This window comes from Pseudomonas sp. 313 (assembly GCF_000316965.1).
GTDB classification, from domain to species: domain Bacteria; phylum Pseudomonadota; class Gammaproteobacteria; order Pseudomonadales; family Pseudomonadaceae; genus Chryseomonas; species Chryseomonas benzopyrenica.
The window spans coordinates 233,839-255,813 of sequence record NZ_ANBZ01000072.1 but is presented as its reverse complement, the minus strand read 5'-3'; the positions used below and the strand labels follow the sequence as shown (position 1 = coordinate 255,813).

Genomic DNA, 21,975 nt, shown 5'->3' with positions numbered 1-21,975 from the left:
GGGTTGAGCGCAGCGAAGCCCAACAAAGGCGGCAGCGTTGCCCTTCTTTGGACAAGAAAAAGCCGACCGCTAGCAAGGGTCGGCTTTTTCGTTTGGGCCTGTTGGGCTTCGACGATGAAGCCGTCTCAACCCAACCTACGGCTCATCGACGTGGATAACGCTGCGCACACGTAGGTTGGGCTGAGCGCAGCGAAGCCCAACAGACCCAATCCCCGATCAACCGCCCTTCAGATCCGCCAGGATCGAGAAGGCGCGCAACCGGTCCGCCTGCTCGTAGACGTCGCAGGTAAAGATCAGCTCGTCGGCGTCGGTCTTCTCCAGCAGCAGCTCCAGGCGCTCGCGGACCTTGTCCGGTCCACCGATCACCGCCATGCCGAGAAAGCTCGACACCGACTCCTTCTCGTGAGGCAGCCAGACCCCTTCCATGCTGCGCACCGGCGGCTGCAGGCGCAGGCTGTCGCCGCGGAACAGCGCCAGGATGCGCTGGTAGACGGTGGTGGCCAGGTAATTGGCCTCATCGTCGCTGTCGGCCGCCACCAGGGGTACCCCGAGCATCACATAGGGACGGTCAAGCACCGCGGACGGCTTGAAGTTCTCGCGATAGAGCCGGATCGCCTCGTGCACATAGCGCGGCGCGAAGTGCGAGGCGAAGGCATAGGGCAGGCCCTTGGCCGCCGCCAGCTGGGCACTGAACAAGCTCGAACCCAGCAGCCAGATCGGCACCTCGGTGCCCACGCCCGGCATGGCGATCACGCCCTGCCCTGGCTGCTGCGGGCCGAAGTAGTGCTGCAGCTCTTCCACGTCCCGCGGGAAGTCGTCGGAACTGCCCAGGCGATCACGGCGCAGAGCATAGGCGGTGCGCTGGTCCGACCCCGGCGCACGGCCCAGGCCGAGTTCAATGCGGCCCGGATACAGCGAGGCCAGGGTGCCGAACTGCTCGGCCACCACCAGCGGCGCGTGGTTGGGCAGCATGATGCCGCCTGAACCCAGCCGCAGAGTGCTGGTGCCGGCGGCCAGATAGCCCAGCAACACGCTGGTCGCGGAACTGGCGATACCGTCCATGTTGTGGTGCTCCGCTACCCAGTAGCGAGAAAAGTCGAGCTGCTCGACATGGCGCGCCAGGGTCAGGGCATTGTGCAGCGCCTGGGTCGCATCGCCGTCATCGCGGATGGGGACCAGGTCGAGGACCGACAGGGCGGTCTTAGAGAGACGGGTCATCAGGATTCTCCTCGGCGGCCTGATCGTAGGCCGCCCTGTGGCGCTGAATGAGAGGCTGCTTCGCGGAGGCCCAGGCGGCCAGGGCACCCACCGGTACCATCAGGCTCTGGCCCAATTCGGTGAGGGCGTATTCCACCTGGGGCGGCTTGGTCGGGGTCACCGTGCGGGACACCAGGCCATCGCGCTCCAGTTGACGCAGGGTCACGCTGAGCATGCGCTGGGAAATGCCGTCGACCCGCCGGCGCAATTCGTTGAAGCGCAGCGGACCGGGTTCCAGGGTGAAGAGCGTGAGCAAGGACCAGGCATCGCCAATCCGGTCCAGCACGTCCCGGATGGGACAGGCATGGGCATGCAGGCGGCGACGGCTGGAGATACGACTGACCACGGCGTCCATGGCGATCCTCGAAGCAGAACTGGTTCCCAGCCTACGCCTTTCGGGCGGTTATTAAAAGTAACCACCTGTCAGGACTGGCACTACCGTTCCAGCCAGGGCACAATCCAAGAGGTGGTGACCTTTTTTATTGATTGAACGTTCAATAAAAAATAGTTACCCTCCGAGGCTCCTTCCGCTCTGTTCAGGAGATGCCTCGTGCCCAAGGTCGGGATGCAGCCCATCCGCCGTTCGCAGCTCATTGCCGCGACCCTCGAAGCCGTCGACGAAGTCGGCATGGGCGACGCCAGTATCGCCTTCATCGCCCGCAAGGCCGGCGTCTCCAACGGCATTATCAGCCACTATTTCCAGGACAAGAACGGCCTGCTCGAAGCCACCATGCGGCATCTGATGAATGCCCTGCGCCAGGCCGTGCGCGAACGCCGCGCCGCCCTGCCCGGTGACGACCCGGCCGCCAACCTGCGCGCCATCATCCAGGGCAACTTCGACGATACCCAGGTCAGCGGCCCGGCCATGAAGACCTGGCTGGCCTTCTGGGCCACCAGCATGCACCAGCCCAATCTGCGCCGCCTGCAACGCATCAACGACCTGCGCCTCTATTCCAACCTCTGCTGGCAATTCCGGCGCCTCCTGCCCCATGAGCAGGCCCGCGCCTCGGCGCGCGGCCTGGCCGCCATCATCGATGGCCTCTGGCTGCGCGGCGCCCTCTCCGGCGACGCCTTTAACACCCAGCAGGCCCTGCAGATCGCCTACGACTACCTGGACCTGCAACTGGCCAAGGCCTGACCGCTCCCTGACCGCTGCAACCCCGGCCGGTCCGCTCCGGCCGGGGCTTCCCTCCCGCTTTCCCTTATCCATCCCTCTCTGATCGAACCGCTCTGGGCCGCCCATCAGCCCGTCTCGGCACGCCTATGAATTTTTCATTGATTGAACGTTCAATAAAAATTAAGTAGACTGGATTCATCGCTGGCGCAAAGAGCTCCTTCTTTCGCGCCCCCTGTGTGCCTTGCGGGTGCCACGACGCCCGCCCAGCCTGGGAGAACGTCCATGGCCCGTTTCGCCGAACAGCAGCTCTACATCGGTGGCCGTTATGTCGCCGCTACCGGTGGCGCCACCTTCGAAACCCTGAATCCCGCCACCGGCGAGGTGCTTGCTGTGGTGCAGAGCGCCAGTCGCGCCGACGTGGACAAGGCGGTGGCCGCTGCCGCTGCCGGCCAGAAGGTCTGGGCTGCCATGACCGCCATGCAGCGCTCGCGTATCCTGCGCAAGGCCGTGGACATCCTCCGCGAGCGCAACGACGAGCTGGCGCTGCTGGAAACCCTCGACACCGGCAAGGCCCTGTCCGAGACCCAGGCCGTGGACATCGTCACCGGCGCCGACGTGCTCGAGTACTACGCCGGCCTTGTTCCGGCCCTGGAAGGCGAGCAGATCCCGCTGCGCGAGACTTCCTTCGTCTATACCCGCCGCGAGCCACTGGGCGTGGTCGCCGGCATCGGCGCCTGGAACTACCCGATCCAGATCGCCCTGTGGAAATCCGCCCCGGCCCTGGCCGCCGGCAATGCCATGATCTTCAAGCCCAGCGAAGTCACCCCGCTGACCGCGCTGAAGCTGGCCGAGATCTACACCGAGGCCGGCCTGCCCGATGGCGTGTTCAACGTGGTCAATGGCGTCGGCCCGGAAGTCGGCGTGGCCCTGACCGAGCATCCCGGCATCGAGAAGATCTCCTTTACCGGCGGCGTCGCCACCGGCAAGAAGGTCATGGCCAGCGCCGCCGGCTCGACCCTCAAGGAAGTCACCATGGAGCTGGGCGGCAAGTCGCCGCTGATCGTCTGCGACGATGCCGATCTGGAGCGCGCCGCCGACATCGCCGTGATGGCCAACTTCTTCAGCTCCGGCCAGGTCTGCACCAACGGCACCCGTGTCTTCGTGCCCCAGGCGCTCAAGGCCGACTTCGAAGCCAAGGTGGTGGAGCGGGTCAAGCGCATCAAGCTGGGCGATCCCCTGGCCGCCGAGACCAACTTCGGGCCGCTGGTCAGCACCCCGCACATGGAAAAGGTGCTGGGCTACATCGCCCAGGGCCAGGCCGAAGGCGCCCGCCTGCTCATTGGTGGCGAACGCGTCACCCAGGGCGAACTGGCCAAGGGCAACTTCGTCGCCCCCACCGTCTTCACCGATTGCCGTGACGACATGGCCATCGCCCGCGAAGAGATCTTCGGCCCGGTCATGAGCATCCTGGCCTATGCCGACGAGGACGAGGTGGTGCGCCGCGCCAACGACACCGAGTACGGCCTGGCGGCCGGCGTGGTCACCCGTGACCTGGCCCGTGCCCACCGCATGATCCATCGCCTGGAAGCCGGCATCTGCTGGATCAACACCTGGGGCGAATCCCCCGCCGAGATGCCGGTGGGTGGCTACAAGCACTCCGGCGTCGGTCGCGAGAACGGCCTCACCACCCTCGGCCACTACACCCGCATCAAGTCGGTGCAGGTCGAGCTGGGCGACTACGCCTCGATCTTCTAAGCCGCTCAGGCAGCGCTGTTCTCCCCTCTCCGCTGGAGAGGGTCCGGGGCTGGGGCCCGACCCCACCCGCCGTCAGGAGGAGACTTTTTCATGGCACACGAATTCGACTACATCGTCATAGGCGCCGGCTCGGCCGGCAACGTCCTGGCTACCCGGCTGACCGAAGACAAGGACGTCACCGTCCTGCTGCTGGAAGCCGGCGGCCCCGACTACCGCCTGGACTTCCGCACCCAGATGCCGGCCGCCCTGGCCTATCCGCTGCAGGGCAAGCAGTACAACTGGGCCTACCAGACCGAGCCCGAGCCGCACATGGACAACCGCCGGATGGAATGCGGCCGCGGCAAGGGCCTGGGCGGCTCCTCGCTGATCAACGGCATGTGCTACATCCGCGGCAACGCACTGGACTATGACAACTGGGCGCAACTCGACGGCCTGGACGACTGGACCTACCTCGACTGCCTGCCCTACTTCCGCAAGGCCGAGAAGCGTGACGCCGGTGCCAACGACTGGCACGGCGGCGAGGGTCCGGTCTCGGTGACCACCGCCAAGCCGAATACCAATCCGCTGTTCGAAGCCATGGTCGAAGCCGGTGTCCAGGCGGGCTATCCGCGCACCGAAGACCTCAACGGCTATCAGCAGGAAGGCTTCGGCCCGATGGACCGCTTCGTCACCCCGAACGGCCGTCGCTCCAGCACCGCGCGCGGCTATCTGGATCAGGCCAAGGGTCGCCCTAATCTGACCATCGTCACCCACGCCACCACCGATCGCATCCTCTTCGAGGGCAAGCGCGCCAATGGCGTGGCCTACATGAAGGGCGATTCGCTGGAAGCCATCACCGTGCGCGCCCGCCGCGAAGTCCTGCTCTGCGCCGGCGCCATCGCCTCGCCGCAGATCCTGCAGCGCTCCGGCGTCGGCCCTGCGCCGCTGCTGCGTCGCTTCGACATCCCGGTCGTCCATGACCTGCCCGGCGTCGGCCAGAATCTGCAGGACCACCTGGAGATGTACCTGCAGTACGAGTGCAAGCAGCCGGTCTCGCTGTACCCGGCGCTGAAGTGGTACAACCAGCCGCAGATCGGCCTGGAATGGATGCTCAAGGGCACCGGCCTCGGCGCCAGCAACCACTTCGAGGCGGGCGGTTTCATCCGCTCCAGCGAGGAATTCGACTGGCCCAACATCCAGTACCACTTCCTGCCGATCGCCATCAATTACAACGGCACCAACGCCATCGAAGCCCATGGCTTCCAGGCCCACGTCGGCTCCATGCGCTCGCCCAGCCGCGGCCGCATCGAGCTGACCTCGCGCGATCCGCGCCAGCATCCGAGCATCCTGTTCAACTACATGAGCACCGAACAGGACTGGCGCGAATTCCGCGACGGCATCCGCCTGACCCGCGAGATCATGCAGCAGCCGGCGCTGGATCCCTATCGTGGCGAAGAGATCAACCCGGGCCGCGATTGCGTGACCGATGCCCAGCTGGACGCCTTCGTGCGCTCCCACGCCGAGACCGCCTATCACCCGTCCTGCTCCAACAAGATGGGTACCGACGACATGGCGGTGGTCGACGGCACCGGTCGCGTGCACGGCCTGGAAGGCCTGCGCGTGGTGGACGCCTCCATCATGCCGATCATCGCGACGGGCAACCTCAACGCCCCGACCATCATGATCGCCGAGAAGATCGCCGACAAAATCCGTGGTCGCGCCCCGCTGCCGCGCAGCAATGCCGCCTACTACGTCGCCAACGGCGCCCCGGTACGGGGTACTCCCATGCGTGACGTCAACGGCCAGCGCGCCGCCGAGCCCGTCCCGCAGCGTCGTGACCAACCGGCTGCCTGATCCCAGGCAGCGGAACGCAAGAAGGGCGCCCTCGGGCGCCCTTCTTGTATATGCCTTTCCAGGTGACGACGGGCAGTCCGCTCTTCCCCCTCTCCCTCGGGGAGAGGGCCAGGGTGAGGGCAGCCTGCCTAGCCGCTCATTTCACAGACAATCCTTCACCGCCGTCAGAATGGTCCGCGGCCGCAGCGGATTGTTGGCCATCTGCTCACGCAGCTGGATGCGCGTACCGCGCGACGCCGACCCGATGTCGATGATGGCCGCCGTGGCGCCCGGCACCTTGCTATCCACCAGCACGCGCTGCCCACTGCTGCCCTGCGGCTGGACCAGCACGTGCCGACCATCCTTCTCCAGGCCAGCCACCAGACAGGTGCGATAGTCCTCAGCACTCTTGCCCGTGCGCAGCTCCATGGGCGGATTGCGTTCAAGATTCGCCTGGCTGGTGCACCCGGCCAGGGCAGCGGCCAGGACGGCCAGGGTTTTGGTTCTCATCAGCGGCTCCTCGCAAGCTCTTTGCGTCATTTTAGCCGCAGCTGGCTTACGCCAGCCTTAACCGTCGCACATCCTTGGTTTACAAGGGCTTTTCCATGGCTATAATGGCCTCCCCCTTGCCGGTATAGCTCAGCTGGTAGAGCAACTGACTTGTAATCAGTAGGTCCCGGGTTCGACTCCTGGTGCCGGCACCATCTACAACAAGGGTTTCAGCCGCTTCGTGCGACGCCATACCAGCGGCGACGTAACAAGCAACGTAACAAGCGGCTGAGGAAGAGTGGAACGGCGTCAGCCAGCCAGAGAGTGAGTCTGGCAGTGAGAGCCAGCATGAGTGAGGCGGCAAGAGTCTCGGCCGTGAATCCCTCCCCCCGAAAGCGAAAGCAATTTTTCAGGTTGGCGAAAAAAGTAGGTTACTGAGGTTACTTTTTTTTCTAATCACCCTCTATCCCTTGCCAGACAAGGCTTTCAGCGGTTTGGCCAAAAGTTTTTTTCAGGTTATTTGAGGTTATTAGTAACTTTCCAGACAGGTTACTTCCCTCCAGGCTGAAAACCTTGATCTAGAGCGGTTCCAGAAAAAGTAACCTCGGAAAAAACCTCAAGTAACCTCCCCCAGGTTACTGACGAAACCCAGCAACGACGCGGCCTGGAGCCCTGTCAAGCGACCCCTCTACCCTCGGTAACCCACTTTTTTTGTCGACCTGAAAAAGCTCTCAAGCACTCATCGGCCTGGGGATGCATTCGGCCGTCTGAAAAAAGGCTGGCGGTGCAGGGATTCGCAGGGTTTTTCAGGCCTGCCAACCCCCGTACAGCCCCAGTAGCGACGCGGAAAGGGCCCAGGTGCAGGGCTGCAGAAAAAGCGACACGTTTAGACCGCGGGCGTGGCGGGGGGACGACGGCGCGCGCTGGATGCAGCATGTGCGCCGCCGCCGTCTCTCCGCTCGCCGGGCTAGAACTCCCTCAAGCAGCACCCCTCGACGTCCCGATAAGGGCAGCCGAAGCATTCCTCGTCGTAGTCACAGAGGTAGTAAACCTCTTCGTCTACGTCTTCACTCCCGATCCCGCTGGCGACCAAGTAGTGCTCCGAGATCTGGACGTGTGCGTTGATCAACTTGCAGTGGTGCAGGTGCATGGTTTGACTCCGTGGTTTGGAGCTAGAAGAGTGGCGTCACGACGCGTCGGATGGGTACCGTCGGCAGGCGGCGACCGGGGGGCGTAGGCTGGTCGCAGCACGGCCGGAATCAGAACAGAGACCCACTCCCCTATAGCCAGTCAGCATGATAGAAACGCCCTGCAGCCTCGGCTGCCATGAACGGCACTGCTATCTATTTGAGGAGTTACTGCTGCTATGGCTGAGCTTTCAGAATCAAAACTTGGCACCCCGAGAGACACAGCGCCAGTGACTTGGCTTATACATAGGCTAGCCTCCTCCCTGGTTGGCGAACTTTTCACCGGCGGCTATTACCGAACCTGCATCAAATATGCAGAAAGCTTCACGGATGGCAAACGCGATCCAACCCTGAGCGACATCAATAGCTGGGCAAAGCGATCACGAAAGGAGGATTTCCACACGGTAAACAGCCACGCCTTTATCACTGCCTGGGCTGCTCAAGAGGCTGGAATGGAAAGCATAATTGCGGAGATCATTAGAACTTCGGATAGCGCTGCCGTCATCGCGCTATCCAAGCTCGGCAGTGGCACGTACTCGTCGCTACCAAGGCCCTGGGAGGAGGACGTGTGCTTGGACATTGCCAAGAAACTTGAACGAAAAGCGATTAAAGCGACGCCAAATGGCGTAGAAGACATTGCGCTAAGAATGGCAACATTGTTTTCTTGGTTTGGTATTGAAATGAAACTGCGCCAAGAAACCATCCTGGCTTACAACGAAGCATCACTAGTGCGCAACACCCTACTGCACCGATACGGTTACCTTGAGCCAAGACACGCCAATAAGTTTCCAGCACTTGCGCAATGGAGCGACAAGGTAATACCGATGTCGACCGAAAGGGCTAGAAGATATCACCAGGCGATAGCCGACTTAATTGTTGCATTATCGAATGGTTTCTTTGCTTGCAAAGAATACAAATAAAAACCGCCCTAAGGCGGCTTTCAAGCAGAGCGCTGTCACGAAAGCAACAGCGCCTCGGCATCGAATTCCCTAGGACGGTAGTTGCATGAGCTCGTATGGCCGGAAGCGGATCACCTCCTCCCCCAGCCAGTCGTTGACTTGGGCCAGGCGGGCCTGCAGCGGCTCCAGCTCGTTGGCGGCGTAGACTTGGGCGGCGTCCCTGATCGAGCCGAAGCCGCCTGCGTTCTGCGGCACGATGCCCATCAGCTGCGGCGGGATCCGCAGGCCGGCGAGCATGTCGTCGCGGGTGATGCTCTTGATCGAGTTGAATTCATCCTTCGCGGCCACCTCGCTGACCGGGATCAGTTGGATGCCGTCCTTCTTCCCGTTGGGCGCGTAGACGAACAGGTTGCGGAAGTTGCCCGGGCCCTTGGCCGAGCGCAGCGCGGTGCGCAGGGAGTCGATGTCCTCCTCCTTCTGGGCGGCGTCGGTCATGTAGAAGATGAAGCCGGCGTGGCTGCCGTTGTTGTAGTACTTGCGGCGGAACAGCGTGGCCGACTCGTTGAGCAGCGCCGACTGCATGGCGGCAAGCCACTCGGGCATGCCGTAGATCTCCTGGTTGATATCGGCCTCGCGCAGGTGGCAGATGGTGCCCGGGGCGAATTCGTGTTCGTCCCGCCAGCCACGCACCTGGAAGAACTGATCGCCCTCGCCGCGGCGCATGTACTTGGCCAGCACCGGCTGCAGGCTGACCGGATTGCCTAGCAGCGACTTGCGCCGCTCCAGGTACGCATTGCCCGACCAGAGCCAGTCCAGGGCGAACTGCTCGAAGGCCCCGCGGCTCAGCAGCTTATGCGGGATGAAGGTCCGGGCCAGGAGGTTGCGCTTGAACTTGAGGCCCGAGTCCAGATAGACGCTGGCCCGGGTGGCCTTGGCCAGACCGTCGAGCGACAGCGGCGGGTCGTAGTAGCGACCGTTGAACCAGCACTCCAGGTAGTCGAAGACCTCGCGGCCCTCGAGCACCGGCGAGGGATCGCCGAAGGTGAAGGCCTCGACCGGGCCGGGCGCCGCGGTGGCCTGGACGGCCAGGCTGGTGGAATCGCTCATCAGTAGATCTCCATGACGCCGGTATTGCGGGCGGTCTGCCCTTCCAGCGGCTCGTTGTGCAAGGCATGAAAGAGGGCCCACGCGAGATCCGCGTGGCCGGTGGTGTCGTTGCGGCCGGCGGTGTAGGTGAACTGGCGGCCGCTGGCGGTGGTGGTCTTGCGAATGGCCATGAGCGACTGGGCGACGTCAGTCCAGCCGGCGTCGAACTCGAGCCGGCCGTTCTTGATCACGTCGTAGGCCTTGAGCACCAGGCGGGTCTTGACCTCGGGCGAGTAGCTGAAGGTGGTCACGCCCGGGAAGAATTGCTTCACCAGCTGGGCCACGCCGCTGCCCATGCCGGTGACATCGATGCCGATATAGGTCACCCAATAGCGCTGGCAGACCTGGCGGATCGCCTCGGCCTGGGCGGCGAAGTCCATCCCGCGGAACTGGTGGCGCTCGAGCACGCGAAACTTGCCGCCCGGTACCGCCGGCGGCGCGACCACCACCAGGCCGGCGGTGTCGCCGGTCTCGGCGGGGTCATAGCCGACCCAGACCGGGCGATCGCCCAGAGGTCGAGCTGCAAACGGTTTGTAGTCCTCGGCCCACTCGACCCAGCTGTCCACCATGCAGGGCTGCAGCATGGCCAGGGGGAAGATGCTCGCGCCGTCGTCGACGAACTGGCACATGAGCAGGTTCTGGAAGGCCTCGGCCGAGTATTCGAGCTTGAGCTCCTCCAGGTCGAATAGGTCGCAGCCACGAGCCTCGGCGTCCAGGATCGTGACGATCTGCCGCCAGATCCGGTCCTCGCAGAGCCGGCCCTGCTGCAGGGCATCATGGGAGACGTCCAGTTTGAGGTGCTGGGCGACCGGCTTGCCCTTGTTGAAGCGCTCGCCGGTCCAGAAGGTATAGGCCTCATGGGCCATGGAGCTCGGCGTCGAGAAGTAGGTCCGGCGGTATTGCTTCTGCATGGCCATGCCGCTGGCCACCTTGTTCAGCTCCTCGAAGCGAAACGTCCAGAAGAATTCGTCGAAGTAGAAGTTGCCGTGGTAGCCCTGGGCGGTGCGGGCATTGGTACCGAGGAAGTGCAGCTCGGCGCCGTTGGCCAGGATGATCGGATCCCCGGTCACATCGACGCCGCAGACCTCCCGGGCGAAGGCCTGGATATACGCCTTGAAGATATGCGCCTGATTCTTGCTGGCCGAGAGGAAGATCTGGTTGCGCCCGGTGATCAGGGCGTCCAGGAAGGCCTCGCGGGCGAAGTAGTAGGTGGCGCCGATCTGCCGGCTCTTGAGGATGGCGCGGGTCCGCTGCTGCCCGGCCCGGTACCAGTCCAGCTGGTAGCCGAAGCACTGGTCGCGGAAGGCGCTCTCAAGGGCCTCGATCTGCTCCTCGGTGAATTCGTTGCGCGCCGCCTTCTTCTTCGGCCCGGCATTGCGGTTGTCCAGCTTGGGATTGAGCTCGGCCTCGGTACCGCCGCCCTGGAAGCGCTGGATCCGCGCCTGGCGCTCCAGCTGGCGGTGGAGCAGATCGATCTCCTTGAAGTCGCCACCGGTCTTGCCGTCCTTGAGGATCAGCTGCACCAGGCGCGCCTCAAGGGCGCCGCCGATCCGCTCAACGTTGTCCGCCCGGTCCCACTCGTCCCGGGCCTTCCAGCTGTGGACGGTCTTTTCCTTCTCGCCAATCGCCTCGGCGATCTCCCTCACCCGCCAACCCATCCAGTACAGATGCTTGGCGCGCCGCCGCACGTCCATCATCAGGTCGGTGGACGGGGCGGCCGCCGGCGTTTCGGCCGGGCTTGGCAGGGGCGAGGAATCGGATAGGCTTTTCATGGCCGCCAGACTGCCGCCCTGATCCCCTCCTCCATAGCGCGCGACCGTGTACCGTGCGCGCCTACAAAACCCCCTCGTTGCTGGGACGCGCGCGCGTCCCGACCATGCCCCTCATCGCCCAAGCACTCCCGCTAAGCCTCTGAGGATCCCCGGCATGGCCGACCCCAAGACCCCCAAACTCCGCTCTCCTTTCTTCCGTGTCGCCGTCGAAGGCGCCACCAGCGATGGCCGTCAGATCGAGCGCGCCTGGATCGAGCAGGCCGCGGCCAGCTACAACCCCAAGACCTACGGCGCTCGCATCTGGATGGAACACATCCGCAGCAGCGTGGCCGACAGCCCCTTTAAGGCCTACGGCGACGTGGTGGCGGTCAAGGCCGAAGAGGTCGAGATCAACGGCCAGAAGAAGCTGGCCCTCTTCGCCCAGATCGAGCCCACCGCCGACCTGGTGGCCATGAACAAGGCCAAGCAGAAGATCTACACCTCGATCGAGATCTCGCCCAAGTTCGCCGACACCGGCGCCGCCTACCTGGTCGGCCTGGGCATCACCGACAGCCCGGCCAGCCTGGGTACCGACGTGCTGTCCTTCGCCGCGGCCAACCCCGCCGGCAACCCCTACGCCGACCGCAAGCAGCACGCCGACAACCTCTTCACCGTGGCCGAAGAGACCGCCCTGACCTTCGCCGAGGTCGAGGACAAGCCCAGCCTGGGCGTGATGCTCCTGGCCAAGGTCACCGACCTGCTCAAGGGCAAGGAAGCGCGCACCGAAGGCGAGTTCGCTCAGTTCGGCGCCGCCGTGACCGCAGTGGCCGAGCACGTCCGCGAGCAGGACAGCCGCTTCACCAACGCCGAAACCGCTTTCGCCGAGCTGGCCGGCAAGCATGCGCAGCTGCAGGCCGACTTCACCGCCCTGCAGGTGCAGCTCAGCCAGACCCAAGACCCCAACCAGACCAAACGCCCTCCGGTCACCGGCGGCGATGGCAAGACCCTGACCGACTGCTGATCAGCCGTTCACTTTCCCGGAGAGATCCATGCGTAACGATACCCGTGCCCTGTTCAACCAATACCTGGCCCAAGTCGCCGCACTGAGCGGTGTGTCCTCGGCGGGCGCCACCTTCGCTGTCGACCCCACCGTCCAGCAGAAGCTGGAAACCCGCATCCAGGAGTCCAGTGACTTCCTGAGCAAGATCAACCTGATTCCCGTCGACGAGCTGCTCGGCCAAAAGGTCGGCCTGGGCGTCTCCGGCACCATCGCCAGCCGTACCGATACCAGCGGCTCGGCCAGCCGGAATCCGCGCGACGTGTCCAGCACCGACAAGCAGGATTACAAGTGCGAGAAGACCGACTTCGACACCGCGATACCCTACTCGCTGCTGGACGCCTGGGCCAAGTTCCCGGACTTCCAGGCGCGCCTGCGTGACGCCATCGTCAAGCGCCAGGCCCTGGATCGCCTGATGATCGGCTTCAACGGCACCAGCGCTGCGGCTACCACCAATCGCGCCACCAACCCGCTGCTGCAGGACGTGAACATCGGCTGGCTGCAGCAGTACCGCAACAACGCGCCCCAGCGCGTGCTGAAGTCGGGCAAGACCGCCGGCAAAGTCGTGATCGGCACCGGCGCCGACGCCGACTACAACAACCTGGATGCCCTGGTCTTCGACGCGGTCAGCAACCTGATCGACCCCTGGTACCGCAAGGATCCGGGCCTGGTGGTGATCCTCGGCCGCGACCTGGTCCACGACAAGTACTTCCCCCTGGTCAACCGCGAGCAGGCACCCAGCGAGAAGCTGGCCACCGACCTGATCCTGGCTCAGAAGCGCATGGGCGGCCTACAGCCGGTCGAGGTCCCCTACTGCCCGGACAAGGGCATGCTCATCACCTCGCTCGAAAACCTGGCGATCTACTTCCAGACCGGTGGCCGTCGCCGCTTCGTCAAGGAAACGCCGGAGAAGAACCGCATCGAGAACTACGAATCGAGCAACGACGCCTACGTGGTCGAGGACTACGGCTTCGGCTGCCTGATCGAAAACATCGAGACGGGCGTATAAGTCATGGCCTCCTCTCCCGCGAAACGGCACTTCCTGGCAGCTGCAGCGGCACTTGCCGCCGCGGCAGTCGGGCCAGCCGAAACCATGGCGGGTCGTACCGTGTACGAGCAGCAGCTGGCTCAGCTGCTGCAGGACCGGCTGCGACTCAAGCAGGTGCAATCCACCCAGGCCAAGGCCGAGCTCAAGCGGCAGCTGCTGGGCGCGTATGCCGACTATGTCAGCGGCGTGCTCGAGGGCGGCAACGGCGCCCAGGATGAGGTGCTGGTCACCGTGATGATCTGGCGCATCGATGCCGGCGAATTTGCCGGCGCTCTGGATATCGCCGCCTACGTGCTGCGCCACGGCCTGCTGATGCCCGATCGCTTCGAGCGCGCCCCGGGCTGCCTGATCGCTGAGGAAGTCGCCGAGGGCGCGCTGGCCTCGCAGAAAGCCGGCCAGCCCTTCGACCTGGACATCCTGGTCCGCACTGCCGTGCTCACCGATGAGCACGACATGCCCGACGAGGCGCGCGCCAAGCTCTATCTGGCCATCGGCCGGGCCGAGCTGGCCGACGTCGACGAGGATCGACCCGGCCGTCCAGGCCAGTTGGTCTCAGCCATCGAGATGCTACGCAAGGCGATCGGCCTGCACGACCGCTGTGGCGGCAAGAAAGACCTGGAACGGGCCGAGCGCCTGGTCAAGAAACATGCCGCCCCTGGCGGCTAACCGAGCGGTCCCCCGCAACCCCGCCGGCTCGGGGCGGATCGGCCAGGCCTAGCCTGGGACCGTGAAGCCCCGACCACCGGCGACCCATTCGAGAGCAGCACCATGAGCGGATTCGTTGCAGGCGGCACCGTCGCCAGCGGTCAGGTTGTGTCCGATCCCTTCTGGCCAGCGATCGAGCTGGACCAGGTCCGCGCCCGGCTGCGCATCGACAGCAGCGTCACCACGGAGAAGCTGAAAGCCGCGGTGATCGCCGCGACCATCAGCGTCAACCGCGAGCTCGCTGGCTATCGCTTCGCTCAGGCTACCAGTGGCTACGCTACCCTGGCCGTGGTGCCCGGCTCCCAGGTCGACGGCGTCAGCGAACGTGCCCATCTGTACCTGCGTGCGATCGACGCCGCGACCGCGGCCGAGGTCGCCGAGCGGTACCGCAGCTATGACAGCACTGCCAAGGGTGACAAGGATGCCGAGGCAGAGACCCCAACCATCGACGACTACCGACGCGATCAGCGCTGGGCCATCCGCGACTTCCTGGGCCTGGCCCGGACCACTGTGGAGCTCATCTGATGGCCACCGTCATGCGCGCCCAGCAAGGCGACACCCTGGACCGGATCTGCCTGCGGCATTACGGGCGCACCCAGGACGTCACCGAGACCGCGCTCGAAGCCAACCCGGGCCTGGCCGAGCTGGGCCCCATCCTGCCGATCGGCACCCCTATCACCCTGCCAGACGCCCCCGCCCAGGTCTCTGCCGGCATCGCCGCGCAGCAGCCGGTCAGCCTCTGGGACTAGATGAGAAACATCATGCCTGACCGTCCTGAATCCTGGGCCTGGTTTGCCACCTGGCTCGAACACAATTGGCCCGCCTTTTACGCCGCCATGGTCGCCTGCGTCATCGCGGGCCTCCGGATCGCCTACAGCGGCGGCACCCTGCGCCGCGTGCTGCTCGAAGCGCCCCTCTGTGGCGCCCTGGCCCTGGCCGCCAGCCATGGCCTTTCCTTGCTGGGCATCCCTGCCAGTACCGGCCCCTTCTGGGGCGGAATCATCGGACTGCTGGGCGTTGAGGGCACTCGCGCCGCGGCTAAACGCTTCGTCGAACGCAAGGTAGAAACGCAATGAACCAGCCCAAGATCCTTCTCATCGGCGCCCACGGCCTGGCCGTGCGCGACCTGCAGAAAGCCCTAGCCGCGGCCGGCTTCACCGTCGACCTGGACGGCGACTTCGACGAAGGCACCGAGCAGGCCGTCGAAGCCTTCCAGCGCTCGGTCGGCCTGGTGGCCGATGGTATCGCAGGCCCCAAGACCTTCGCCGCCCTGCTGGGCAAGCGCGATCCGCTCCACCTGGGCTACGCCGACCTCGAGCTCGCCGCCAAGACCCTGGGCGTACCCGTCGCGGCCGTCCAGGCGGTCAATGAGGTCGAGTCCAAGGGCGAAGGCTTTCTGGACAACGGCCGGGTGGTGATCCTGTTCGAGCGCCACGTCTTCTACCAGCGCCTGGTCAAGGCCCACGGCCAGGCCCAGGCCGATCGTCTGGCCGCGCTCAATCCGAACCTGATCAACCCGAAGTCCGGCGGCTACGTCGGCGGCGCGGCCGAGTGGCAGCGCCTGACCTCGGCCCGCCAGATCGACGAGGCCTGCGCGCTGGAGTCGTGCAGCTGGGGCCTGTTCCAGGTCATGGGCTACCACTGGCAGGACCTGGGATATGCCAGCGTCCAGGACTTCGTCACCCGCATGCAGACCAGCGAAGCCGAGCAGCTCGACGCCTTCGTCCGCTTCGTCAAGGCGGAGCCCGCGCTGCTCAAGGCGCTCAAGGCTGGCAAGTGGGCCGACTTCGCCCGCGGCTACAACGGCCCGGCCTACGCCCGCAACCTCTACGACGTGAAGCTCGAGCGCGCCTTCACCCGCTACAGCGCCGCCGCCCCGGCTAAGGACGCCGCATGACACCCGTCACCGACGTGCAGCGCCTCGAGCCGCAGGATGGGGAGGTCTTCATCCTGCCGGCCGGCGCGTCCTTTGAAGAAGCCGAGCGCCTCTGCGAAGCCATCCAGACCGCCAAGCCGGGCGTGCGGGCTGTGGTGGTGATCGGCGAGCTCGAGCACCTGGACCAGGCGGCGATGAACCGCGCTGGCTGGTACCGCCAATGATCGGCTGGAAGGAGAAGGCGCTCTTCGCGCTCGCCCTGGTCCTGACGATCGCCGTGCTGTGCCTGACCCTCTATGGGCAGGGCCTGCGTGTCGACCAGGCCAACCAGAAGCGCAAGGCCGCAGAGGACCAGGTCACCCAGCTGACCGGCGAGCGCGACCACCTCACCGACACCCTCACCGAGCAGCGGGCCGCCCAGGCCCAGCTGCAGACCACCCAGAAAGACCTGCGCCGCGAGATTGATGTCCGCAAGCGCCGGATCCAGGAGCTCGAAGATGAAAACGCCGACCTCAAGGCTTGGGCTGGCCAGCCTCTGCCTGCTGCTGCTCGCCGGCTGCGCCAGCGGCCCGTCCTCACAGGAGCCACGGCTTACCGTGAGTGGCTGTCCAGTGGTAACGCGCTGCCAGCTGCCGTCGACCGACCCGCGCAATAACGGCGAGCTCCTGGACGACAGCGAGGTCCTGGAAGCTGCCTGGGCCGACTGCGCTGCCAAGGTCGATATGGTCTATGACGCCCAGCAGGCGCGCCCATGAACAAGCCTGAAAGCCTGCGCGCTCACCTGCTCGCCGCCGTGCCGGAGCTGCGCCACAGCCCGGACCGGCTGCTGGTTTTCATCGACAAGGGCAAGCTGCGCTGCACCGCGGCGGCCAGCCTGTCCTGGGAGTACGGCTACGAGCTGCAGATCATCCTCACTGACTTCGCCGGCCACCCAGACGCGGTGATGCTGCCGCTCCTGGCCTGGGTCCGGACGAACCAGTCCGAGCTCCTGGTCAACCTGGACAAGTCCGCCCAGGGCATCGGCTTCGAGGCCGACATCCTGGACAACTCCAAGGTAGATCTGGCCATCACCCTGCCGCTCACCGAGCGCGTGATCGTGAAACGCCAGCCGGACGACACCTATCAGCTTGAGCACGTACCAGAGCGGCCCTGCACTGCGTACCAGGAGCCCGGCACCTGGCAGGTCTTCGCTGATGGCGAGCTGCTTGCCGAATGGCAATCGGGATCCGCCGGCGATGCCCTGGCCATGGAGACGCCACATCCGGGCCGCAGCCGTGGCTGACTTCGAGGCGCTGGAGACCTGGCTCTCGCCGCTCTTGCAGAAGCTCGATGGCCGCGGCCGAGCCCAACTGGCCCGCAAGGCTGCCCAGCAACTGCGCCGCAGCCAGCAACAGCGGATCCGCGCTCAGGTAAACCCCGATGGCTCGCCGTTCGAGGCGCGCAAGCCGCGGGATCTGCGAGGCAAGAAGGGACGGATCAAGCGGCGCATGTTCGAGAGGCTCAAGATGGCCCGCTACCTCAAGGCCAAGGGTTCGCCGCAACAGGCGGTGATCGGCTTCGCTGGCCGCGTCTCCCGCATCGCCCGCGTCCACCAGTACGGCCTGAAAGACCGCGCCGAACGCGGAGCCTCCGAGGTCCGCTACGCTCGCCGCGAATTGCTCGGCCTATCTGACCAGGACCTGCAGCAGCTGCGCGACTCGCTTCTGGACGTCCTCGGTTTGTAGCGACCGCCGCTACACAACCGCCCGGCTGCACCTCGCGCGCGCGGCCGCCATCCTCCGCGGCATGACCGATATCGCCGCCCTTTCCCGCCTCATCGAGAACCTGTTCCGCCTTGGCACCGTTGCCGAGGTCGACCATGGCAGTCTCCCAGACAAGCGCCCTGCCCGGGTTCGGGTTCAGAGCGGCGAGCTGCTGACCGGCTGGTTGCCCTGGGCCGCCCTGCGCGCTGGCACCACCCGAGACTGGGATCCGCCCACCGTGGGCGAACAGGTCCTGGTCCTCAGCCCCAGCGGCCAGACCGCCCAGGGCATCGCCATTACCGGCCTGTTCAGCGCCCTCATTCCTGCCAATGGCGATCGCGCCGGCCTGCACCGCCGCACCTACCCGGACGGCGCCGTCGTTGAGTACGACAGCGTGGCCCATCGCCTGCGCGCCATCCTGCCCGAGGGTGGCGTCACCGACCTGACCAGCACCGGCGGCATCAACATCGTCGGCCCGATCAACCACCAAGGCGACTACACCCAGACCGGCAACCAGAACGTCACTGGCAAGGTGACCGTCAGCGTGGACGTGGTCGCCGCTGGCATCAGCCTGGTCAAGCACCCCCACGGCGGCGTGCAGACCGGCAGCGGCCAGACTGGAGCGCCCACGGCATGAACCGAACCAACGGCCTGACCGTCACCGAGCTCGAGCACTTGCAGCAGTCTGTGGCCGACATCCTCACCACGCCGATCGGCACTCGGACCATGCGCCGCGCCTACGGCTGCGACCTGTTCAGCCTGCTCGACCAGCCGCTCAATCCCGCCCTCGCCCTGCAGGCCAAGGCCACCGCCGTGACTGCCCTGCTGCGCTGGGAGCCCCGCCTCAACCTCACCTACATCGGCATCAGCCTGGGCGACGCCCCGGGCCAGGCCTTCGTTGACCTCGAGGGCTACAGCACCGTCAACGACGCCGCCGTCAGCCTGCGCGCACCGCTAACCCTGGGAGGCCTGTAATGGTCGACACCTTCAGCCCCATCGACCTCAGCCAGCTGCCGGCCCCGACTATCGTCGAGACCCTGGACTTCGAGACTCTGCTCACCGCCCGCAAGGAGCGGCTCATCAGCCTCTACCCTGCGGCCGAGCGCGCCGCCATCCGCGAGCGCCTGGCCCTGGAGTCGGATCCGGTCAACAAGCTGCTCCAGGAGAACGCCTATCGCGAGCTGGTGCTCCGCCAGCGGGTCAACGATGCCACCCGCGGCGTGATGCTGGCCTTCGCCGTGGGCACCGACCTGGACCAGCTGGGCGCGAATTTCAGCGTGACCCGCCTGCTGCTCAAGGCCGCCAATCCCAACGCCGTGCCGCCCACCGCTGCCGTCTACGAATCCGACGACGACTTCCGCGCGCGGATCCAGCTGTCGCCCGAGGGCTACACCACCGCCGGCAGCCAGGGCAGCTACGTTTTCCACGGGCTGTCCGCCGATGGCAACGTCCGCGACGTCCAGGCCATCAGCCCCGCGCCGACCCAGGTGACCATCTACGTGCTGTCGCGCCTGGGCACCGGCCTGGCCTCGCCCGAACTGCTGGCCAAGGTCACCGCTGCGCTCAACGCCGAGAAGGTCCGGCCGCTCACTGACAAGGTGACCGTGCTGTCGGCCAACATCGTGGACTACCAGGTCAACGCCGAGCTCACCCTCTACGACGGCCCGGATTCCGATGTCGTGGTCGCCGCCGCCTACAAGGCGGTCGAGGACTATGCCGCCAGCGTGAAAAAGATTGGCTATGACGTCGCCCTGTCTGGCCTGTACAAGGCCCTGCACCAGTCCGGCGTCCAGGCGGTCAAGCTCACCCAGCCCGCCGCCAGCCTGGTGCTGGGCAATGGCGAAGCCAGCAACCTGACCGGCGTCACCCTGACCGTGGCGGGTGCTACCAATGTCTGAGCTGCTGCCACCCAACAGCACGGACCTGGAACGGCGCCTGGCTGAAACCGGCAGCGCCATCAGCGACGTGCCGGTGCCCACCCGGTCGGTCTGGGACCCGAACACCGCCCCGGCTGAGCAGCTGCCCTGGCTCGCCTGGGCCCTATCCGTCGACGCCTGGGACCCGCAATGGAGCGAGAACCAGAAGCGCCAGACCATCCGCGCGAGCATCCAGGTCCACCGCACCAAGGGCACCTTCGGCGCCATCAAGGACGCCCTGGCCGCCCTGGGTTTCCCGATCCGCGTCCAGGAGTGGTACCAGCAGGATCCGCCCGGCAAGCCCGGCACCTTCCGTCTGCTGATCGACGTCGACCAGATCGGCGTGCCCAACAGCAGCGCGCTGCGCTTTATGCCCGTCGTTGAGGCGGCCAAGAACCTGCGCTCGCACCTGGACACCATCGAGCTGCGCGTCGCCACCAAGAGCCGCGCCTACCAGGGCGCCGTCACCACTGCCGGCTTCGAGCTGACGATTCGCCCCTCCGACACCCAATACGCCGCCCTGGAGCCTGGCTTCGTCCTGGCTGAGTCCGGGCTGCACCAACTCACCAACGTGGACCTGGTCCAGGCGCTGGAACTGAAAAATGGCTGACTTGACCCTACCCGAGGTAATCACCCGCTTCCGGGGGAATGAGGCGCGTATCGCCGACTTCACCAATGGCAACGCCGCGGGCTACTACATCACCGTCGACGGCAAGAAGGTGGAGACGCTGCCAAGCGTGGTCTCCCGTCTTGCGGCTGCGATCGCCGCGGCCAGCTCTACGGCCGACACCCTCAAGGGCACCGGCGGCGCGAAGCTGATTGGGTTCGGTACGGTCACGGTCGATGCTGCCCTGACCACCCAGGCCAAGGGCATCGCAGACAACGCGAAGGCCATCGCCGACCTTGACAAGGCCAAGCTCGCCAAGGATGGCGGCACCATGACTGGCCCGCTCAAGCTGGCGGGCGATCCGACCGACCCGCTCCACCCGGCTACGAAGGGCTGGGCGGAAAATCTGGTCGGCGCGTACTGGAAGCCAGGCGTCGGCGACCTATTGACCACTGTGCGAGGCGCGCCGGATGCATCGTGGATTCCAGACGGCACGAACTATCTGCAAGCCAGCTATCCCGACCTGTTCGCCAAGCTGGGCCTTTTGCAGTCGGACAACACTACGGCGCCCTGGGCGCAAGTTTCGCCCTCAAACACCAATACCGGCGGGGCGAGCGGATACCAGGCGTTCTTCGGCGTGGCAAACGGCGTGCTTCTAAGTTACGACTCGGCCAATACGAAAATCATCCGCAGTGGCGATGGCGGCGCAACGTTTACCTCTATCGCTTCGCCCCTATCTGGGAGCCTTTGCGCGCTTGCGACCGATGGGAAGGGCGTCTGGTTGGCAGGCAGCACGGCTGCTCTCTCGACCGGCCAAATCATCCGCAGCACGGATAACGGCTTGACGTGGCAAATCGCCGGGAGCCTGCCTGACGCGGTGTCGTGGTACACGGTGTCCATAGCAACCGACGGCAAAGGCACCTGGATTGCCAGCGGAAATGCCTCGTTTTACTACAGGTCGACTGACAACGGCACTACCTGGATTCGGTACGCCATCACAAGCAGCACTTACCGCTGTATCACCTACGCGACCGGCTCAACTTGGTATGCCGTCCAAGCCAGCAACAAACTCATCAAGTCAACTGATAACGGCCTGACCTGGGTCGAGGCCCCTCCGCCCCTGTACGGCGGAAACTATTCAATCGTCATTCAGGGCCTTAGCTTTTCTGGCGGCATCCTGGCGGTTACCGGCTATTACGGGATCTCAAACACCTACTACTGCGTCGGCGGGCTAAGCGCTGACGGCGTTAACTGGCGCTGGTGGACGATGGGTAGCCTTGGCTCGCCGGTGTATCCCCAGCCTGTAGTTTTCGGCCGAGACGGTATCGCTCTGTGCGCCGGCTACACGGCCGGCACTTGGCGTATCAACTATGCGCTAGATGCCTCCCATGCCTCTGGGGTTTCGATCACCACTGCGGCCAATATAAACACCTCTACCAACTATCCAGCGGCCATGTGTACGGACGGATTGTCGACTTGGTACTGCGTGAGCAGTAACTCTGGCGGCATCACTCGTAATTTGCCCGCCTACGACGTCAAGACGCAATTTCGCGTCCCGAAATCGCTCGCCCAGCCAGCTCCCTTCGCCACCTTCGTCAAGGCCAAATAACC

26 protein-coding genes, 1 tRNA gene and 1 pseudogene are annotated in these 21,975 nt (G+C 65.1%); 22 read left to right on the top strand and 6 right to left on the bottom strand.

Going from position 1 to position 21,975, the window contains the following annotated elements; genetic code table 11:
* Positions 1 to 216: 216 nt before the first annotated feature.
* Positions 217 to 1,218: an LLM class flavin-dependent oxidoreductase gene (locus C722_RS0117155; RefSeq protein WP_017641696.1), complete on the bottom strand. Its 1,002-nt coding sequence runs from the start codon at positions 1,216 to 1,218 to the stop codon at positions 217 to 219.
* Positions 1,202 to 1,612 carry a helix-turn-helix domain-containing protein gene (locus C722_RS0117150; RefSeq protein WP_017641695.1) on the bottom strand — a complete coding sequence of 137 codons (411 nt, stop codon included), beginning with the start codon at positions 1,610 to 1,612 and terminating at the stop codon, positions 1,202 to 1,204. The genes C722_RS0117155 and C722_RS0117150 overlap by 17 nt, the downstream gene beginning before the upstream one ends.
* Positions 1,613 to 1,807: 195 nt before the next feature.
* On the opposite strand from C722_RS0117150, the gene betI reads away from it, so the two are divergent.
* The 3 genes from betI to betA all read left to right on the top strand — a co-directional run bounded on the left by betI (position 1,808) and on the right by betA (position 5,962).
* Complete coding sequence (betI, locus tag C722_RS0117145) at positions 1,808 to 2,395, top strand: transcriptional regulator BetI (RefSeq protein WP_017641694.1); 588 nt, start codon at positions 1,808 to 1,810, stop codon at positions 2,393 to 2,395.
* A 261-nt stretch (positions 2,396 to 2,656) separates the two neighbouring features.
* Positions 2,657 to 4,129: a betaine-aldehyde dehydrogenase gene (gene betB / locus C722_RS0117140; protein WP_017641693.1), complete on the top strand. Its 1,473-nt coding sequence runs from the start codon at positions 2,657 to 2,659 to the stop codon at positions 4,127 to 4,129.
* Between the two features lie 90 nt (positions 4,130 to 4,219).
* A complete protein-coding gene (betA, locus tag C722_RS0117135; protein WP_017641692.1) occupies positions 4,220 to 5,962 on the top strand; it encodes a choline dehydrogenase in 1,743 nt (580 codons plus the stop codon).
* 141 nt (positions 5,963 to 6,103) lie between these two features.
* Here the strand turns inward: betA and C722_RS0117130 are convergent, their stop codons facing one another.
* Positions 6,104 to 6,451 carry a hypothetical protein gene (locus C722_RS0117130; protein WP_017641691.1) on the bottom strand — a complete coding sequence of 116 codons (348 nt, stop codon included), beginning with the start codon at positions 6,449 to 6,451 and terminating at the stop codon, positions 6,104 to 6,106.
* Between the two features lie 118 nt (positions 6,452 to 6,569).
* Between C722_RS0117130 and C722_RS0117125 the strand changes: the two genes are divergently transcribed.
* Positions 6,570 to 6,645, top strand: a tRNA-Thr gene (locus tag C722_RS0117125).
* Positions 6,646 to 7,397: 752 nt separating this feature from the next.
* On the opposite strand, the gene C722_RS0117120 is transcribed toward C722_RS0117125, so the two are convergent.
* Positions 7,398 to 7,580, bottom strand: a complete 183-nt coding sequence (locus C722_RS0117120; protein WP_017641690.1) for a hypothetical protein — start codon at positions 7,578 to 7,580, stop codon at positions 7,398 to 7,400.
* 216 nt (positions 7,581 to 7,796) lie between these two features.
* Between C722_RS0117120 and C722_RS26270 the strand changes: the two genes are divergently transcribed.
* Positions 7,797 to 8,537 (top strand): hypothetical protein, encoded by a 741-nt coding sequence (locus C722_RS26270; protein ID WP_157225845.1) that lies wholly within the window; start codon positions 7,797 to 7,799, stop codon positions 8,535 to 8,537.
* A 69-nt stretch (positions 8,538 to 8,606) separates the two neighbouring features.
* Here the strand turns inward: C722_RS26270 and C722_RS0117115 are convergent, their stop codons facing one another.
* Both C722_RS0117115 and C722_RS0117110 read right to left on the bottom strand, forming a co-directional pair.
* On the bottom strand, positions 8,607 to 9,623 hold the full coding sequence (locus C722_RS0117115; RefSeq protein ID WP_017641689.1) for a phage portal protein: 1,017 nt from the start codon (positions 9,621 to 9,623) through the stop codon (positions 8,607 to 8,609).
* Positions 9,623 to 11,359 carry a terminase ATPase subunit family protein gene (locus C722_RS0117110; RefSeq protein WP_157225847.1) on the bottom strand — a complete coding sequence of 579 codons (1,737 nt, stop codon included), beginning with the start codon at positions 11,357 to 11,359 and terminating at the stop codon, positions 9,623 to 9,625. Before C722_RS0117110 ends, C722_RS0117115 begins: the two co-directional genes overlap by 1 nt.
* Positions 11,360 to 11,588: 229 nt before the next feature.
* On the opposite strand from C722_RS0117110, the gene C722_RS0117105 reads away from it, so the two are divergent.
* From C722_RS0117105 to C722_RS0117030, 17 genes and pseudogenes are all read left to right on the top strand, one after another.
* Positions 11,589 to 12,434 carry a GPO family capsid scaffolding protein gene (locus tag C722_RS0117105; protein WP_017641687.1) on the top strand — a complete coding sequence of 282 codons (846 nt, stop codon included), beginning with the start codon at positions 11,589 to 11,591 and terminating at the stop codon, positions 12,432 to 12,434.
* Positions 12,435 to 12,462: 28 nt separating this feature from the next.
* Positions 12,463 to 13,479, top strand: a complete 1,017-nt coding sequence (locus C722_RS0117100) for a phage major capsid protein, P2 family (RefSeq protein WP_017641686.1) — start codon at positions 12,463 to 12,465, stop codon at positions 13,477 to 13,479.
* Positions 13,480 to 13,482: 3 nt separating this feature from the next.
* Complete coding sequence (gpM, locus tag C722_RS0117095) at positions 13,483 to 14,184, top strand: phage terminase small subunit (RefSeq protein WP_017641685.1); 702 nt, start codon at positions 13,483 to 13,485, stop codon at positions 14,182 to 14,184.
* 102 nt (positions 14,185 to 14,286) lie between these two features.
* On the top strand, positions 14,287 to 14,748 hold the full coding sequence (locus C722_RS0117090) for a head completion/stabilization protein (protein ID WP_017641684.1): 462 nt from the start codon (positions 14,287 to 14,289) through the stop codon (positions 14,746 to 14,748).
* Positions 14,748 to 14,972, top strand: coding sequence for a tail protein X (locus C722_RS0117085; protein ID WP_017641683.1), 225 nt, complete (start codon positions 14,748 to 14,750; stop codon positions 14,970 to 14,972). Before C722_RS0117090 ends, C722_RS0117085 begins: the two co-directional genes overlap by 1 nt.
* A gap of 12 nt (positions 14,973 to 14,984) precedes the next feature.
* The gene (locus tag C722_RS0117080; RefSeq protein WP_017641682.1) at positions 14,985 to 15,299 is read left to right on the top strand and encodes a phage holin, lambda family; all 315 of its coding nucleotides are present in this window, start codon (positions 14,985 to 14,987) and stop codon (positions 15,297 to 15,299) included.
* The gene (locus C722_RS0117075) at positions 15,296 to 16,120 is read left to right on the top strand and encodes an N-acetylmuramidase domain-containing protein (protein WP_017641681.1); all 825 of its coding nucleotides are present in this window, start codon (positions 15,296 to 15,298) and stop codon (positions 16,118 to 16,120) included. Before C722_RS0117080 ends, C722_RS0117075 begins: the two co-directional genes overlap by 4 nt.
* Positions 16,117 to 16,323 carry a hypothetical protein gene (locus C722_RS0117070; protein ID WP_017641680.1) on the top strand — a complete coding sequence of 69 codons (207 nt, stop codon included), beginning with the start codon at positions 16,117 to 16,119 and terminating at the stop codon, positions 16,321 to 16,323. The genes C722_RS0117075 and C722_RS0117070 overlap by 4 nt, the downstream gene beginning before the upstream one ends.
* Positions 16,320 to 16,673, top strand: a pseudogene (locus C722_RS26760) (LysB family phage lysis regulatory protein); the annotation flags it as partial. The gene C722_RS0117070 and the pseudogene C722_RS26760, both read left to right, overlap by 4 nt.
* On the top strand, positions 16,597 to 16,854 hold the full coding sequence (gene lysC, locus C722_RS26570) for an Rz1-like lysis system protein LysC (protein WP_026083911.1): 258 nt from the start codon (positions 16,597 to 16,599) through the stop codon (positions 16,852 to 16,854). The pseudogene C722_RS26760 and the gene lysC, both read left to right, overlap by 77 nt.
* Entirely contained in the window at positions 16,851 to 17,381 is a 531-nt protein-coding gene (locus C722_RS0117060) for a phage tail protein (protein ID WP_017641677.1), read from the top strand. The genes lysC and C722_RS0117060 overlap by 4 nt, the downstream gene beginning before the upstream one ends.
* Entirely contained in the window at positions 17,374 to 17,823 is a 450-nt protein-coding gene (locus C722_RS0117055) for a phage virion morphogenesis protein (RefSeq protein ID WP_017641676.1), read from the top strand. Before C722_RS0117060 ends, C722_RS0117055 begins: the two co-directional genes overlap by 8 nt.
* Positions 17,824 to 17,884: 61 nt before the next feature.
* On the top strand, positions 17,885 to 18,478 hold the full coding sequence (locus C722_RS0117050) for a phage baseplate assembly protein V (RefSeq protein ID WP_017641675.1): 594 nt from the start codon (positions 17,885 to 17,887) through the stop codon (positions 18,476 to 18,478).
* A complete protein-coding gene (locus C722_RS0117045) occupies positions 18,475 to 18,816 on the top strand; it encodes a GPW/gp25 family protein (protein ID WP_017641674.1) in 342 nt (113 codons plus the stop codon). The genes C722_RS0117050 and C722_RS0117045 overlap by 4 nt, the downstream gene beginning before the upstream one ends.
* Entirely contained in the window at positions 18,816 to 19,739 is a 924-nt protein-coding gene (locus C722_RS0117040; protein WP_017641673.1) for a baseplate J/gp47 family protein, read from the top strand. The genes C722_RS0117045 and C722_RS0117040 overlap by 1 nt, the downstream gene beginning before the upstream one ends.
* The gene (locus C722_RS0117035) at positions 19,732 to 20,367 is read left to right on the top strand and encodes a phage tail protein I (protein ID WP_017641672.1); all 636 of its coding nucleotides are present in this window, start codon (positions 19,732 to 19,734) and stop codon (positions 20,365 to 20,367) included. Before C722_RS0117040 ends, C722_RS0117035 begins: the two co-directional genes overlap by 8 nt.
* Positions 20,360 to 21,973: a hypothetical protein gene (locus C722_RS0117030; protein ID WP_017641671.1), complete on the top strand. Its 1,614-nt coding sequence runs from the start codon at positions 20,360 to 20,362 to the stop codon at positions 21,971 to 21,973. The genes C722_RS0117035 and C722_RS0117030 overlap by 8 nt, the downstream gene beginning before the upstream one ends.
* The last annotated feature ends 2 nt before the right edge of the window (positions 21,974 to 21,975 follow it).

Bases quoted from the DNA above. Each gene is read 5' to 3' on its own strand.
- C722_RS0117155 (WP_017641696.1), bottom strand. From the start codon at position 1,218: ATGACCCGTCTCTCTAAGACCGCCCTGTCGGTCCTCGACCTGGTCCCC.
- C722_RS0117150 (WP_017641695.1), bottom strand. From the start codon at position 1,612: ATGGACGCCGTGGTCAGTCGTATCTCCAGCCGTCGCCGCCTGCATGCC.
- betB (WP_017641693.1), top strand. From the start codon at position 2,657: ATGGCCCGTTTCGCCGAACAGCAGCTCTACATCGGTGGCCGTTATGTC.
- betA (WP_017641692.1), top strand. From the start codon at position 4,220: ATGGCACACGAATTCGACTACATCGTCATAGGCGCCGGCTCGGCCGGC.
- C722_RS0117130 (WP_017641691.1), bottom strand. From the start codon at position 6,451: ATGAGAACCAAAACCCTGGCCGTCCTGGCCGCTGCCCTGGCCGGGTGC.
- C722_RS0117120 (WP_017641690.1), bottom strand. From the start codon at position 7,580: ATGCACCTGCACCACTGCAAGTTGATCAACGCACACGTCCAGATCTCG.
- C722_RS26270 (WP_157225845.1), top strand. From the start codon at position 7,797: ATGGCTGAGCTTTCAGAATCAAAACTTGGCACCCCGAGAGACACAGCG.
- C722_RS0117115 (WP_017641689.1), bottom strand. From the start codon at position 9,623: ATGAGCGATTCCACCAGCCTGGCCGTCCAGGCCACCGCGGCGCCCGGC.
- C722_RS0117110 (WP_157225847.1), bottom strand. From the start codon at position 11,359: ATGATGGACGTGCGGCGGCGCGCCAAGCATCTGTACTGGATGGGTTGG.
- C722_RS0117105 (WP_017641687.1), top strand. From the start codon at position 11,589: ATGGCCGACCCCAAGACCCCCAAACTCCGCTCTCCTTTCTTCCGTGTC.
- C722_RS0117100 (WP_017641686.1), top strand. From the start codon at position 12,463: ATGCGTAACGATACCCGTGCCCTGTTCAACCAATACCTGGCCCAAGTC.
- gpM (WP_017641685.1), top strand. From the start codon at position 13,483: ATGGCCTCCTCTCCCGCGAAACGGCACTTCCTGGCAGCTGCAGCGGCA.
- C722_RS0117090 (WP_017641684.1), top strand. From the start codon at position 14,287: ATGAGCGGATTCGTTGCAGGCGGCACCGTCGCCAGCGGTCAGGTTGTG.
- C722_RS0117085 (WP_017641683.1), top strand. From the start codon at position 14,748: ATGGCCACCGTCATGCGCGCCCAGCAAGGCGACACCCTGGACCGGATC.
- C722_RS0117080 (WP_017641682.1), top strand. From the start codon at position 14,985: ATGCCTGACCGTCCTGAATCCTGGGCCTGGTTTGCCACCTGGCTCGAA.
- C722_RS0117075 (WP_017641681.1), top strand. From the start codon at position 15,296: ATGAACCAGCCCAAGATCCTTCTCATCGGCGCCCACGGCCTGGCCGTG.
- C722_RS0117070 (WP_017641680.1), top strand. From the start codon at position 16,117: ATGACACCCGTCACCGACGTGCAGCGCCTCGAGCCGCAGGATGGGGAG.
- lysC (WP_026083911.1), top strand. From the start codon at position 16,597: ATGAAAACGCCGACCTCAAGGCTTGGGCTGGCCAGCCTCTGCCTGCTG.
- C722_RS0117060 (WP_017641677.1), top strand. From the start codon at position 16,851: ATGAACAAGCCTGAAAGCCTGCGCGCTCACCTGCTCGCCGCCGTGCCG.
- C722_RS0117050 (WP_017641675.1), top strand. From the start codon at position 17,885: ATGACCGATATCGCCGCCCTTTCCCGCCTCATCGAGAACCTGTTCCGC.
- C722_RS0117045 (WP_017641674.1), top strand. From the start codon at position 18,475: ATGAACCGAACCAACGGCCTGACCGTCACCGAGCTCGAGCACTTGCAG.
- C722_RS0117040 (WP_017641673.1), top strand. From the start codon at position 18,816: ATGGTCGACACCTTCAGCCCCATCGACCTCAGCCAGCTGCCGGCCCCG.
- C722_RS0117035 (WP_017641672.1), top strand. From the start codon at position 19,732: ATGTCTGAGCTGCTGCCACCCAACAGCACGGACCTGGAACGGCGCCTG.
- C722_RS0117030 (WP_017641671.1), top strand. From the start codon at position 20,360: ATGGCTGACTTGACCCTACCCGAGGTAATCACCCGCTTCCGGGGGAAT.